This window comes from Sporosarcina ureilytica (assembly GCF_001753205.1).
GTDB lineage: Bacteria > Bacillota > Bacilli > Bacillales_A > Planococcaceae > Sporosarcina > Sporosarcina ureilytica.
On the sequence record NZ_CP017560.1, the window covers coordinates 2165733 to 2179806 of the forward strand.

Below are 14074 nucleotides of genomic sequence, written 5' to 3' on the forward strand. Positions count from 1 at the left end.
AACATATTGGAAAGACATTGAAAGACTGAGGAGGAGCGTATATGCACCAAGGTAAAGTGAAATGGTTCAGTAACGAAAAAGGCTATGGCTTCATTGAAGCAGAAGACGGAGAAGATGTATTTGTCCATTTTACTGGCATAGTTGGGGAAGGTTTTAAAACGCTAGATGAAGGCGAATCAGTATCATTTGAAATCACTGATGGAAACCGTGGACCTCAGGCGGCCAATGTCACAAAACTAAATCTAGAAATTTAAACTTCAATCCCGCTGACATATTAATCGTCCGCGGGATTTTAATTTGAGCGCTTATTCATTTCTTCACCTAAAAACCGAAGTTGCTCACCTATAGTACATTCTTTTATGCAAAATCTGTGAGCAGCTGTTTTACCTTTGTCTTTTGCCAATGTTTTTTTCAGGAAACAATCCATACAGTATGTATCCATAATGGTATCGATTTCACTCATGACATTTAATCGTTTCAAGAACATGGCCCCCTTGCTGACATCTTGTTTGATTTACACTGAACAACCATCTACAGTAGTAGAATGCTCGATATATTAAAATGTAAACTTGTTTTGAGGTGATCAATTTGATTGAACTGTATGTTGATGGTGCCAGTGCAGGAAATCCCGGAAAAAGTGGGATTGGCATTTTTATTAAAGGAGAAGGACATCATATTCAACTTTCCGAAAAAATTGCCCCAACTGATAATCATTCCGCTGAATTTCAAGCACTCATTCGCGGTTTAGAAGAAACAGCAAAGCTTACGACGGGAATTGTCTCCGTTCGTTCTGACTCACAAATTGTTGTATCAGCAGTTGACAATGAATACGTAAAAAACGCTACATATAAAAAGTATTTAGCCGACATTTTAAAAATTGCAGAGCAGTTTGACTACTTTTTTATTAAATGGATTCCCACTGCAGAAAATCGGGCAGCTGATGCATTGGCGAAAAGAGCTTTACATATGCCGTAATTGAAACTGGAAACGATAAACTGAAGAGGAAGCATTATCCCCTCTTCAGTTTTTATATTCTACTGCAACTTCCATTATGCTTTATAAAAAGTAACTTTTTCCCTGTCCGCTTCATAAAGTACCCATTCTCGTTCCCCAATCACTGCGCCAACATTGACCAGAACCTGTTCACCACTCACATCGTATGGATGACCCCACACTATTTTTTGCTGGATATCATCGATTGTCAAGATCGAAGTATGGCTATGACCATAAAACACAAGTGAATCATTCACTTCCGCAGCAATGAGCGCCCACGGTTCCCCGCCCCACTTCCACTGATGTCCATGAATTACTTGAGCATTTTCAATCATGATCGTTTCAGGCAGTTCAACTAACTTGTCACGTAATGGATTGTTTGTTTCTGTAATTTGGATAATCCGTTCTTCTTGATTTCCTTTAACCGATGGAAAAGTTAATCTATCTTCAAATCCGTCCGGGTTCAACATGACATGATTTAATTGGGTAAATTTTTTATCCGTAATATCTTTTTTACTAATTGTACATTCAAACAGATCACCTGTACCGATTAACTTTGCCTCTGGTGAGATGTGCTCTATATGTTCAAGCACTTGATCTAAATCTTCAATTGAAGAATGAATATCCCCAAATATAGCGTATTTCAACTCTTCACTTCCTATACCTATTATTGCGGGTTTATTACGCCAACAGGTGCATCTTCTTTTGATACCCAATCACTATAACTACCGACATATAGGCGTATATTATCATACCCATGATGCGCTAGCATAGCATATAGTGGCGTTGCCGTCACGCCACTTCCACAATAAACGGTTACTTCTTTTTTATCGTCGACTATTTCTCCAAGTTGCTCTTGCAATTGTTTGTCTAGACGATATACATTGTTTTCTTTTAATTGTTCCCAATCAAAGTTCAATGCTCCCGGAATATGTCCCGCAATTCGGTCAAGCGGCTCCGTTTCACCGCGATACCGAATCGCCGCCCGCGCATCGATAAGGGTATTATCTCGTTCCCCCTCAACTGTTTCTTCGACATATTGCCTAGATGCGTAAATGGACTCATTCCAGTTCGGCGTAACCGTAGTCCGTTCTACTTGTGGCTTATCGCTATCAATCGGAATGCCTGCCGCTTTTACTTCTTCAAAACCTTCCAATAAAATATAGGCATGTTTGAACCCTGCATATTGGAGTATCCACCAAGCACGTGTCGCAAATGGACTGCCGCCATCGTCGTACACAATAATCTTGTCATCCAGCTCCAAACCACTGCTTTCGAATAGTTCTACAAGCTCGTCTTTTCTTGGTAGCGGTTGGCGTCCGCCTGGTTCATGTAGATTTGATAAATCGTCATTTAAATCCCAGTGCACTGCGTTTTTCACATGTGCTTCCTCATATTTCCTCTTACCTTCTCCCGGATCTTTTAATGAGAACCGTGCATCTATCCATTTATAGTTAGCAGATTCGATATCTTTTATGGAAATAAATACATATGACATATTACACCAGCTCCTTCACTTGAATTTTTTCATAGAGCGCACGCCACGCTTCAAGTTTTTCATCTTCTTCTAGCAATTCTTTTTCCGAATGCATTTGATTCATACATTCTGTGAGTAAATGACGTTGCAAGCTTTCGGCTTCTCTTTGTATCCATTCGCGTTGCCAGTGTTCAAACTGCTCTTTCATTTTATCTAAATAAATCGCCGTATCATTTTTCAGTAATTCTTCGAGATGCACTTTTAACTTTTCACGGTCTCCTTTTTCAAAGAAAGAACGTTCATTTTTATAGAACTTATTTGCACTTCTATAAACCGTTGCATCTGGAAAAGGTATTTCAAATGAAAGCAATTCACCTTCCACTGGTTCATAGACAATTGGAGAAAGTGTCTCGTCCAATTCTTTAAGCGCTTTCGCTTCTACTCTTTGACGTTCCGCTAATTGTTTTGTCATAAACTGTAATAACCTTAAATTGGTTACTTTCATTTCTTGTGTTACATCAAATCCTACCATTCCAACAAGGTCATTTAATGCAGCTGTCAACGCTTGTTCAGCCGATTTCTGCATAAAAATTGACGGATTGTAGGCTTCTCTAAAGAAATCATTAAACCGTAGAAATACACGTTGTAATACATAGTGGAGTAACTCGCTCGATTCATTGAGCGCATTTTGGATGAGGACATTTCCAAAGCCACTCTCGTATCTCGTTTGTATATCCTTTTCAATGACTGCCAACTCTTGAAGACGCTCGGCTTTTCGTGATCGGTTGACTTCTGTTTGTTTAATTAACAAAGCGAGACGTTCAATTGTTTTCTCAGTCTCCTCTTGTAACCCTTGTACGGCCATTCCTTTTAAATCATGCTCAAGAAAATCGTGAAACTCCTCTTCAAACCCTTCCATAAGTGGTTCTGGACGATTTTCTACTTTAGCTTCCAGCGCATCAAGACTAGATAAACCATGGACACGCGGGTGACGTATGCCAAACTGTTGCAGTTCTTGTGCAACATATGATTTCACTGCGTTTGCTTCTTCTTCGTCTTTCGCTAAATCTATTGCATTGACAATAAAAAACATTTTATCTAACTCAAATGCATCTTTCACACGGCCAAGTTGTATTAAGAACTCTTGGTCCGCCCGTGCAAATGCATGATTATAATACGTGACGAAAAGAATCGCATCTGCATTTCGAATATAGTCAAACGCAACGTCTGTATGCCTTGCGTTAATGGAGTCAGCACCCGGTGTATCGACAAGTGTAATACCTTTTCTTGTGAGCGGACAATCATAGTAAAAATCGATGGATTCTACAAAACAACTGCGCTCTTCTTCCGCAACAAAACGAACAAATTCTTGTCGGCTTACATGTAGAATTTCACCTAGTTGTGGATAAAACGTTTCATACCCTTTACTAAACGCAGTAATAAATGCTTTATGAATTTGTTGTTTTTCATCGGTCAACTGTGCATTCATTGCTAACTCAACTTTGTCAAAGGCTTCTTCGAGCGTCGTGACATGAATGTTTAATGCCTCAAATGAACGAATAATATCTTCCGTCATTCGCTCGGTCGTTTTTAGAATAACGTCAGCCATTCCATGCGCTTTACCTTCCATAATAGGTCGAATTCGATTGATTGTCGCTGTTGTTGGATTTGGCGATACAGGCAAAATTCGTTCACCAATTAATGCGTTTGAAAACGAAGACTTTCCAGCACTGAACGCACCGAACAACGCGACTGTAAACGATTGATCTTGTAACCGGCTTGCTTTGTCATGTAAATAATTGGCCACTGACGAAAAGCTATCCTCGCCTTGCAAAACATCTGCAACATGAAACGCCTGTTCAATCGCATTGTCGGTGGGAATGTACATATTTTCTTCTGTAGGAACGCTTGTTGAAGCGGCTTCCTCAACAGGCACCATACGCTCTTCAACTTCTTCTTCAATTTCTTCAGTAAGATGAAGTTCCTGTTCTTCTTTCCATTTGCGAATGAATGATTCACGCGCTTCTACAATGGCAAATGGAGGGTTGTTTATCGTACCGTCCATTTTATCCAACTTCGTTAAGTATTGGTCAACGACGGTAATTGCTTCTATTTTATCCTTTAATACTTGAAGTTGATGTGTAAACTTTTCAGATGTATGACTTCCTGTACTTTCCACAACATTCGCCATTTCTGTTTTCCAATCATCTGTTAAGCGACGGTATTCTAATTGGATATTATTCTTCATCTGGCTCGCATAATTTAAAATCGTGTCTCCTGTTATGACATCAGCCGGTTGGAATTGTTTTTCAATAGCTGTTAGTGAAATGGATAAATCCATCCCATCGATGGCCAATGAACGCTCGTCTGTTAAGATATTTGCTTCTTTTAACACTTTCTTCATTAACAATCTTAAATGAACTTCTACTTGTGTATGTAGCAAGTTTTTAATATTTTCTTCAAATGCTTTTTTACGTTCTATTCGTGCTTCTTCCGTTTTCTTTGCACCAAATAAGAAGCCGACTTTAAATCGACTAGACAATGACTCTAAATAACTTTTAAGCAACTCTCTCGTTTCATACGGTGTAATCGCCGCATTTTGAATTAATTCATTTCTCGCTCGATCAAAATTTTGCGCAAATGACTGGTTTTGAACGACTGACATCGTCTTTTCCATTGCATCGGCCTCGTCGATGAGCTCCGCACGTTTATCCCATTCATCTTCCAAAACAACTTCGGAAAACTGTTCTTTTGTTTCTTCTATTTTTTCTTGTAAATAAGTTCGATGCTCATCTTTTAATTTCCCTAAAGTTTGCGTAGCATTTTCAATAAAATGCGGCTGCCAATTTCTCATAGCACCATCCACAATCGCTTTCACTTTTAAAAAGTCGTTATGCGGATGGTCGTGTTCCATTAAAGATGTATAAAAAATGCCTTTCGGTTCTACGCCCCACATGTTAAATGATTCCTGAACAGATTGCTTAAACTGTTCAAAAGGCAATTCACTTTCACGATGTTTATCGATTTGGTTAATGATTAAATAAACATTCGGATTATAACGCATTAATTCTTTCGTAAAAGTAAAGTTTAACTCCGATTGCACGTGGTTGTAATCCATCGTATAAAAGACAAGGTCTGCTAGATGGAGTGCTGATTCCGTTGCAAGTCGGTGACGGTCATCAGTCGAATCAACACCTGGTGTATCCATGACGGTGATGTCGTCTGGTAGCGTCGACTGTTGATGGCCAATTTCAATGAGAGATACAGCATCCCCGTTTTTACTAAATGATTTTACAGCTTCAGAAAAACGATGCCCCGCATACTTGGCTGCCTTACCATCTAGTAAGTGTAGGATTGCATAATCTTCCTCGGCTTTTCGAACCTTTACGATATTGGCGCTCGTCGGAATCGGACTAGATGGTAATAAATCACCACCCGTTAAAGCGTTTATCATAGAGGATTTTCCAGCCGAAAAATGCCCCGCGAAACCAATCATATATTCTTTTTTACATAATTTTTCCCCGAAATACATTAACTTTTCAAAACGAGTTTCATCATTATTCATTTCGAATAATTTCCCACAAGTGGCTGCTTGCTCTATAAGCTCTTGAAGTTTATCGTCAAAATTCGACATGACTATTCTATCCCTTCCCTATCATACTTTCTCTATCATACCATCTTTCTTAGATTAGATTTTAATAATTTTCATTTTTTAATCACTAGTCGTCAGCACATGCCATTACAATACTTTTACCTTTTAATTGTATTACATGGTATAATCGAACTAGAGTAAATACGAAAGTAGGATTTTTATGAGTTTATCTAAAAATGTACAACAAATCTTAAATGCAACGATTTCTTCATTAACGACTGTAATTCCATTACAAACAAAAATCCTGGCTCCTTCACTAACAGTCCAACCTTATGAACAAAAGGAGTTAAGTGTTCTAATCGGCCTAGTCGGCGATATAAAGGGAAGAGTTATCCTCGATACCACCCCCGATATCGTCAATACAATTGGTCAAGCGATGTTCGGCATGACGATTGAAGGCGAAATGATTGAATCTTTTACCGGCGAATTAGGGAATATGGTTGTCGGAAATTTATGTACGACACTTGAAAAGGAAGACTTGCATCTTGATATTTCTCCGCCAACTGTCATGACCGGAACAGCGAAGATTTCTGGATTTCGACAAGCATTTAAATTGCCTGTCCAAATGGAAGATGGCGCTATCATGCATATCCTACTTACGATTGATAAAGATAAATAAGCCTCGGATACCTATAATGGTTAGGTAGCGAGGCTTTTTTATTTTTATGACAACTTGTATAACGCTGAATATTTCTCTTCTAAATAATCCGCCAGATGCTTGGCGTTTAGTCCTTCACCAGTTGTATCTTGAATAATTTCAAGTGGTTTTTTCATTTTTCCGTATTGATGAACATGTTCCGTCAACCATGCTAAAATCGGTTCAAACTCTCCTCTTTCGCAAAGTTCATCAAACTGTGGAAGATCTTTTACCATCGCATTTTTTAGTTGGGCAGCGTACATATAGCCAAGTGCATAGGATGGGAAGTAGCCGAACATCCCGCCAGACCAATGAACGTCCTGTAAAACACCTTCCGCGTCATTTTCAGGTCGGATGCCAAGATATTCTTCGTACTTATCATTCCACACTTGTGGTAAATCCTTTACTTCTAAATCTCCATTAAATAATTCTTTTTCAATTTCATAACGAATCATGACATGAAGTGGATACGTTAATTCGTCTGCTTCGATGCGAATTAATGAAGGTTGCGCAACGTTAATCGCACTTAAAAATTCTTCAAGCGACACGTTTCCAAACTGTTCTGGTGAGTATGCTTGTAAGCTCTCAAAATTATATTTCCAAAACCCTTCATGATGCCCAATAAAATGTTCATAAAACAAGGATTGTGATTCATGAATCCCCATGGAAGTCCCATCAGCTACCGGATAACCTTCTAATTTTTTATCGAAGTTTTGCTCATACAGTGCATGACCGCATTCGTGAATTGTACCGAAGATCCCTGAACGAAAATCATGTTCGTCATAACGCGTCGTAATGCGTACATCACCAGTATTAATGCCCATCGCAAAAGGATGCACTGTCTCGTCCAACCGGCCCGCGTCAAAGTCATAGCCTAGTTGTTCTAAGATTTTATAGTTGAATGCTTTTTGCTGTTCTTTTGGAAACTTTTCGAATATAAATGACGTATTCGGTTGATTATTTTGCGCACCAATCTTTTTGACAAGTGGAACAATCGTTTCTTTCAATTGGTCAAACACTTCGTCGATAATTTCGGTTGTAAGTCCAGGCTCATATTGATCAAGTAAACGATTATAGGCATTCCCGTCTTTTTCGCCCCAATATCCGATAAACTTCTTCGTCATCGCAACAACTTTTTCCAGGTACGGTAAAAACATATCAAAATCAGATTTTTCCTTTGCCTCTTCCCAAATCGCTTCCGATTCTGAACAAAGAACGACATATTCTTGGTATTCGTCGGTTGGGATTTTCTTGCTAAGGTCGTACTCTTTTTGCACTTCTTCTACAGTTTTTAATAAAATTGGATTTAAACCATCATTTTCTTTTTGAAGTTCTGTCAAATAGTTTTTCATCTCATCTGAAGTACTCATTTTAAATAATTCAGTGGATAATACCCCAACCGCTTGAGAGCGAGCAGGAATTCCTTTTTTCGGTGCCCCTGTACGCATATCCCAATACATAATGGAAACCGCTTCTTCATAGGCGCTCATTTTTTGTAATAAACCTTCAAATTTCTCAACTGTTGTCAAATTGGTTCGCCTCCCCTATTCACGTAATATCGTACCATAATTCATAGGAGTCTTACTATTCTCACATGAATTTCCCGCTAGATTTTTTGTTCAGCTAATGCTCATCACAATGGTAGATTAAGCTGCCAAGAAACACCAAATTTATCATTTATCCAACCAAACTTCTTGCTGAATCCATAATCGCCTAAAGGCATAAGTGCTTGTCCACCATCAGCAAGTTTATTGTAAAGCTCGTCAATTTCCTCTTCGGTTTCGCATGTGATATAGATTGAAAATGAAGGTGTAAAATCAAATTCGTGCTTAATATTACTATCAATGCACATGAATGCTTGTCCTTTCAAGGAAAATGTCGCTTGCATAACCGTTCCTTCGTCTCCAGGTTCATTTGCACCGTATCTTACAATACTTGTAATTTCTGACTCCTCGATGAGCGATGTGTAATAATTCATCGCCTCTTCCGCCTTACCGTCTTGGAACATTAAAAAAGGCATAACATTCTTCATGTTTACCAACTCCTATTTCTGATAAAATTTAATAAACGATTGAGCAAGAGTTGTACACGTATACAAACCTCTTCTTAATTATAACGTGCAAAATAAATAGTACTACTTCTAAAATAGTCATGATTCGGATGAATTCATGATTAACATTCTTTACATTGAATTCTAAACTCTCATGAATGACTAAACATTATATACATGATTCGTTCCATTAATATGATAATTTTATTGACTATTCCCTTTTTCTTCCCATCGCGCGATCTCTTCTTTTACGATAGGTGCAACTTTTGTACCTAATAATTCAATCGCACGTAAAACTTCCTCATGCGGCATCGAGCCTACCGGTACGTGAAGCATGAAACGATCAATGCCGACATTTTTACGAAGGAAAATGATTTTTTCTGCCACTGACTTTGCATCCCCAACGTATAAAGCGCCCTCCAACGTACTAGCTGCATCGAAGGATTCACGCGTATACGGCGCCCAGCCGCGCTCTTTCCCTAAAACGTTCATTACTTGTGCAGTTGAAGGATAGAACTTATCTTTTGCCTCAGCTGTCGTGTCTGCGATAAAACCATGTGAATGGGAAGCAACCTTCAATTTTGATACATCATGCCCCGCTTGTTCCGCCGCTTGCTTGTACAACCTTACGATAGGTGCAAATTGTAAAGGACTTCCACCTATTATCGCAAGCGCCAATGGCAAACCAAGAACGCCAGCTCTGATAGCAGATTGCGGTGTTCCTCCACTCGCAATCAAAATTGGCAGCTTCTCTTGTTCCGTTCTTGGATAAACTCCTAAATTATTAATAGAAGGACGATGTTTCCCTTGCCATGTCACTTTTTCAGATTCATTAATTTTTAATAATAAATCTAATTTCTCATCAAATAATTCATTGTAATCTTGTAAGTCATAACCGAACAAAGGGAATGACTCGATAAACGAACCTCTTCCCGCCATAATCTCTGCACGTCCATTTGAAATCGCATCCACAGTCGAAAATTGTTGATAGACTCTCACTGGATCATCAGACGATAAGACGGTTACGGCACTCGACAGTTTAATTCGCTCCGTTCGTGCTGCTGCAGCCGCAAGTAAGACGGTCGGTGATGAACAAGCAAAATCCTCCCGATGATGTTCTCCAACACCAAAAACATCTAACCCGACTTGATCCGCTAAAACAATCTCCTCGACAACTTCACGTATCCGCTCCGCATGACTGATCACTTGACCTGTTTCAACATCCGGAGTTGTTTCCACAAACGTTGTAATACCAATCTCCATTTATTAAGCCCACTCCTTAAAATACCTCGATTTTAAGCTAATTCAATTCTAGTCTAAAGTAAACAGCGACATTTGTATAGGAAGGCAATTTTTAATCAATAAAAGCCATCGCTGAATATCCTTCCATTTAATCAAACAATACAACTATCCCATATGTAGCACTGAAATTTGCCCACTAATTAATCAGCAACTGAAATAGTTTATAAAAACCCTGCGGTAATTGCGGATTTAAAACTTTAGTAACTAGTAGCGCTAGGCAAAACGTAAAAACATCACTGCTTAGAAAAGCTATGCAGTGATGTTTATTTCCCAAACGACGGTTTATTTTTTAATATTCCCCGAAACAAGGATTGAACCGAATAATACGATGATGGCACCGATGATAAATTGTAAATTAATCGGCGTACCGATAAATAAAATTTCAGTCACAATCGCCCAAAATACATACGTATTATTCAAAGATTGTCCCCTTGCTGCTCCGATTAAATTAATGGACGAATAGTATAATGAGTAATTTGCGGTTCCTAAAAAACCAGCAATGGCGATTACCCAAACGATGCTAGTGGTAGCTGCTTCAAAAACTAAAGGGTAGCCATGAAGAAATGGTACAATTACTATGCCATAACTGAACGCTGAAGTGATTTGACGAATATTAATGGCATATAAAGGTTCGACATCTTTTCCCCTCATCCCCCAGGCGCTAATGACACCTTCAAGTCCCCAGAATATTGCAGCGCCCAATGAGAATAGTATACCTATAAAGAAATTGCTTTCTGCATCCATATTTGTTGGCACATAGGCCAATATAATGACTCCGATGATGCTTAAAACAACGCCGGACCAAGTTCTCTTATTCATTTTCTCTTTTAGAAAAAAGAATGCCAGTACGGCACCAATACCAGGGAATATAGATGCAATACTTGCGGCATACGTAACGCCTGCGTATTGAATGCCGAGAAAATAAAAGCTCATGGCTAAAGGGCCGCCTGATAATGCAGCTAACATTAAGATGGCACCGCTTTTCGTTTTCAATAACTTTAAAACGTTGATAAATTGCCCTCTAATAATCATAAGCAAAGAAATCCAAATCGAAGAGAAAAAGTCATGCATAAATGCAGCAATAATCGGTGCCAACAGCGTAGCTTCCTTAAATGGCGAACTTGCAATAATCACACCAATAATTACTGTATCAACACCCCATGCAATAGCAGATGTTGCACCTAAACCTATACCCCTTTTGACACCATTAGCTTTTCTTTTAGTCATCAACTTTACCTCTTCTCGAAAATCCATTTTCGGAATGCGGCTAAATGAATTACGCCAATTTGTATAATTTTTAACAGGTTATTAATCAGTAATCGTATTTCTCCGGAACAATTCATTATTAATTTGTCTATCTTGGAAAGGTTTATACGTCTAATAAATTCTTAAAAGTCTGGTGTTCAACGTCCGTGGCAAAGGCGTTTAATTTTATTTGAAAATGTAAAAAACAAAGAAGAGAGTATTATAGAAGGTTAATATAACCCTCTACGATACTCTCTCCTAAATTTAGCCGGGTTTTATCCCAGCTTCTTCTATTTTCACTTTGATTAATCAGTTACCTTATTCTCCATTGCTTCTTTGGAAACAATTGGTCTGGAAAAAGAAAGCACGGCACAAAGCAATGCTAAAATAGTGACGGCACTTCCGACCCATGGCAAATTGGATACAGAGCCGCCCTGTGCCATTACGATGCCTCCAATTGCCGAACCAATCGAAATCCCCACTTGTATCGCTGAGTTATTGAAGCTTTGCTGAATATCAGCCGTACTTGGATCTGATTGAATCAAGTAACTTTGCTGCGGCGGTGTAATTGCCCAGCTTAACAGCGCCCAAATGATCATAATCGGTGTAAATAGTACAATTGAAAAAGTCGTAAAAGGAAGTACAAACAATGAGATTGCAAATGAAACAATCACTAACAGTACACTTTTTTTCGCACCAATCTTATCTGATAGTATTCCGCCAACTGCGCCGCCGCTAATTGCCGCTATTCCAAATACAAGATAAGCGGCACTGACCCAAGTTGAATTCAACTGTAACTCGCTCTCCAAATAAGGCGTGAAATAAGCATAAAGCGTATAATGACCTGCGAGCAAAAACATTGTCGCTAGTTGTGCACTGCCAAGTTTTAAGCTGGCAACCGCCTTTAATTGCACCTTTAAAGGAATCGCGTCTCCACCTGGCATTTTTCCCAAAAATATTGATATCAGTATAAACGAACCTGCAGCTAAAACAGCGATAATGAGAAATATGACTCTCCAGCCAAATGCATCAGAAATTAAAATCCCTAACGGAACACCCAATACAAGCGACGAGCTGATTCCCATATACACAAGGCCAACTGCTCTAGCTTGCTGTGAAGGTTTCACAACTTTTGTAGCGATGGTCAATGACAAAACTACAATTAATGCAGTACTCATCGCTATTACGACTCTTGCAATCATAAAAGAGGTAATGTTCGAACTAAAATAGGTCATGATGTTACCCGCAATAAAGACAAGTAATGAAACGAGAAAGACCTTCTTGCGCTCCATTTTACTAGTTAACACTAATAATACCGGCCCAGCAACGGCATATACAAGCGCATACACCGTTATGAGCTGTCCAGCAGTACCAATTGATATATTTAAATCTTTCGCGATTGTTGGTAAAATACCGCCAACAACCAGCTCCACAAGTCCAACCGCAACGGCTGAAATTGCTAATATGATGACTTTAAAATTCATATAAAACCCAATTCCTTTCTAAAAACCAATGAAATTATTATAATTTTTGAAAATAAAAAATCCTGATTACAAAAATGACATCTTTTTGTAATCAGGATTTTCCGGTTCCTGGTAGAGACCCTCCAGCCATATTCTAGAGGTTATACGATAAAATTTATTTTATTATTTACAAAAGATTATTATACTAGTTCGCAATACATTTTTCAAGCAGTAATTAAAGTAACTAACATGGTCTATTACTGTTCTTATTTCCTCAAATTAGTTAGGAGTATTTTACTTTAGTTAGACACTATTTTTCCCTACAACTTCTAAATGCAGTATTTATTAAATACGTTTCGAATATTTACTTAGAAAATATTTTCCCACGCTTAAACTAACAATTGTACAGATAAAAACTCTGCCAATTTCCGCTCAGGCTTATCGAGCATAATCTGCTCCAACCCGATGCCCTGATCACGCAGTACTTCAATATTTTGCACGAGGAATTCGTCACTGCCGACAACATAGAAAAGTCCATCTTTGTCTGCAGCAAGATTTTTCACTTCTTCGTAATAGTCATTACGGTTATCGATAAACTGTGATGTGAACCTCTTTTCGGGTGCTGATTCAAAAATATTAGTAAATAAATAGTCTCTTTTTGAATCGATGTTTAGTGAATGAATATGTTTAATATCATCAGCCCGTTCGAAATAATCAAGTACAAGTGGTCTAAAAGTTGCCAATCCTACACCTGATGAGAGCATATAAATATTCTTACCTTCTCTTTTAAGCGGCACATTGGAGCGGGTTTTAAAAAACGCCATTTCATCGCCCACTTCTAAGTCTCTTAAAATCGATTTAAATTCAGAACACTGCTTCCTAATACGGGTGGTAATACCAATCGAATTCTCGTGCGGTAAGGTAGAGATTGACATATGGCGAATCAAGCTGCGGTTTGGTTTATCCCCGGTATTAAAACCTTCCAATGCTAAGTGGGTATATGCCCCTTCTTCCCATGTAAAACCTTCCGGACAGTCTAGCAAGTACGTTCTAATCTCAGGCGCTTCTTGAATAACTTTATTTATTTTAGTCCAGTATATTTGCATAATCTTTTCTCCCTCACTTATCTGTATGATCATATCTACTATACAGAAAATGATAATCATTCTCAATTAAGGAGGCTGGATATTTCAAACATAAATGTTTTAGATTTAGCTAAAATTCAGCAAGAAAACGGACGCTGAACTACTCAACA

Annotated in this window: 13 protein-coding genes and 1 riboswitch; of the genes, 3 read left to right on the forward strand and 10 right to left on the reverse strand. The window is 38.5% G+C overall.

The features are described from left to right. Positions 1-41 precede the first annotated feature (41 nt). Entirely contained in the window at positions 42-254 is a 213-nt protein-coding gene (locus tag BI350_RS10705) for a cold-shock protein (protein WP_075528108.1), read from the forward strand. A gap of 38 nt (positions 255-292) precedes the next feature. On the opposite strand, the gene BI350_RS10710 is transcribed toward BI350_RS10705, so the two are convergent. Beyond that, the gene (locus tag BI350_RS10710) at positions 293-481 is read right to left on the reverse strand and encodes a zinc-finger domain-containing protein (RefSeq protein WP_075528109.1); all 189 of its coding nucleotides are present in this window, start codon (positions 479-481) and stop codon (positions 293-295) included. 107 nt (positions 482-588) lie between these two features. Between BI350_RS10710 and BI350_RS10715 the strand changes: the two genes are divergently transcribed. Continuing rightward, positions 589-975 carry a ribonuclease HI family protein gene (locus BI350_RS10715; protein ID WP_075528110.1) on the forward strand — a complete coding sequence of 129 codons (387 nt, stop codon included), beginning with the start codon at positions 589-591 and terminating at the stop codon, positions 973-975. Positions 976-1049: 74 nt separating this feature from the next. Here the strand turns inward: BI350_RS10715 and BI350_RS10720 are convergent, their stop codons facing one another. Genes BI350_RS10720 through BI350_RS10730 form a run of 3 tightly spaced genes read right to left on the reverse strand, consistent with a single transcriptional unit; the run spans position 1050 to position 6104 of the window. Beyond that, positions 1050-1640, reverse strand: coding sequence for a metallophosphoesterase family protein (locus BI350_RS10720; RefSeq protein ID WP_075528111.1), 591 nt, complete (start codon positions 1638-1640; stop codon positions 1050-1052). A gap of 20 nt (positions 1641-1660) precedes the next feature. After that, the gene (locus BI350_RS10725) at positions 1661-2491 is read right to left on the reverse strand and encodes a sulfurtransferase (RefSeq protein WP_075528112.1); all 831 of its coding nucleotides are present in this window, start codon (positions 2489-2491) and stop codon (positions 1661-1663) included. A 1-nt stretch (position 2492) separates the two neighbouring features. Continuing rightward, the gene (locus BI350_RS10730; RefSeq protein WP_075528113.1) at positions 2493-6104 is read right to left on the reverse strand and encodes a dynamin family protein; all 3612 of its coding nucleotides are present in this window, start codon (positions 6102-6104) and stop codon (positions 2493-2495) included. A gap of 178 nt (positions 6105-6282) precedes the next feature. Between BI350_RS10730 and BI350_RS10735 the strand changes: the two genes are divergently transcribed. Beyond that, positions 6283-6741, forward strand: coding sequence for a chemotaxis protein CheX (locus tag BI350_RS10735; protein ID WP_075528114.1), 459 nt, complete (start codon positions 6283-6285; stop codon positions 6739-6741). A gap of 44 nt (positions 6742-6785) precedes the next feature. Here BI350_RS10735 and BI350_RS10740 read toward each other — a convergent pair whose 3' ends face one another. The 6 genes from BI350_RS10740 to BI350_RS10765 all read right to left on the reverse strand — a co-directional run bounded on the left by BI350_RS10740 (position 6786) and on the right by BI350_RS10765 (position 13925). Continuing rightward, positions 6786-8249, reverse strand: coding sequence for a carboxypeptidase M32 (locus BI350_RS10740; protein ID WP_075529342.1), 1464 nt, complete (start codon positions 8247-8249; stop codon positions 6786-6788). Positions 8250-8392: 143 nt separating this feature from the next. After that, positions 8393-8791 (reverse strand): VOC family protein, encoded by a 399-nt coding sequence (locus BI350_RS10745; protein ID WP_075528115.1) that lies wholly within the window; start codon positions 8789-8791, stop codon positions 8393-8395. A 222-nt stretch (positions 8792-9013) separates the two neighbouring features. Continuing rightward, complete coding sequence (locus BI350_RS10750) at positions 9014-10072, reverse strand: LLM class flavin-dependent oxidoreductase (RefSeq protein WP_075528116.1); 1059 nt, start codon at positions 10070-10072, stop codon at positions 9014-9016. Positions 10073-10393: 321 nt separating this feature from the next. Then, complete coding sequence (locus tag BI350_RS10755) at positions 10394-11338, reverse strand: DMT family transporter (RefSeq protein ID WP_075528117.1); 945 nt, start codon at positions 11336-11338, stop codon at positions 10394-10396. A 323-nt stretch (positions 11339-11661) separates the two neighbouring features. After that, the gene (locus BI350_RS10760; RefSeq protein ID WP_075528118.1) at positions 11662-12840 is read right to left on the reverse strand and encodes an MFS transporter; all 1179 of its coding nucleotides are present in this window, start codon (positions 12838-12840) and stop codon (positions 11662-11664) included. Between the two features lie 68 nt (positions 12841-12908). Further along, a riboswitch (purine riboswitch) is annotated at positions 12909-13008 on the reverse strand. Positions 13009-13208: 200 nt separating this feature from the next. Further along, complete coding sequence (locus tag BI350_RS10765; protein ID WP_075528119.1) at positions 13209-13925, reverse strand: dihydropteridine reductase; 717 nt, start codon at positions 13923-13925, stop codon at positions 13209-13211. Between the last annotated feature and the right edge of the window lie 149 nt (positions 13926-14074).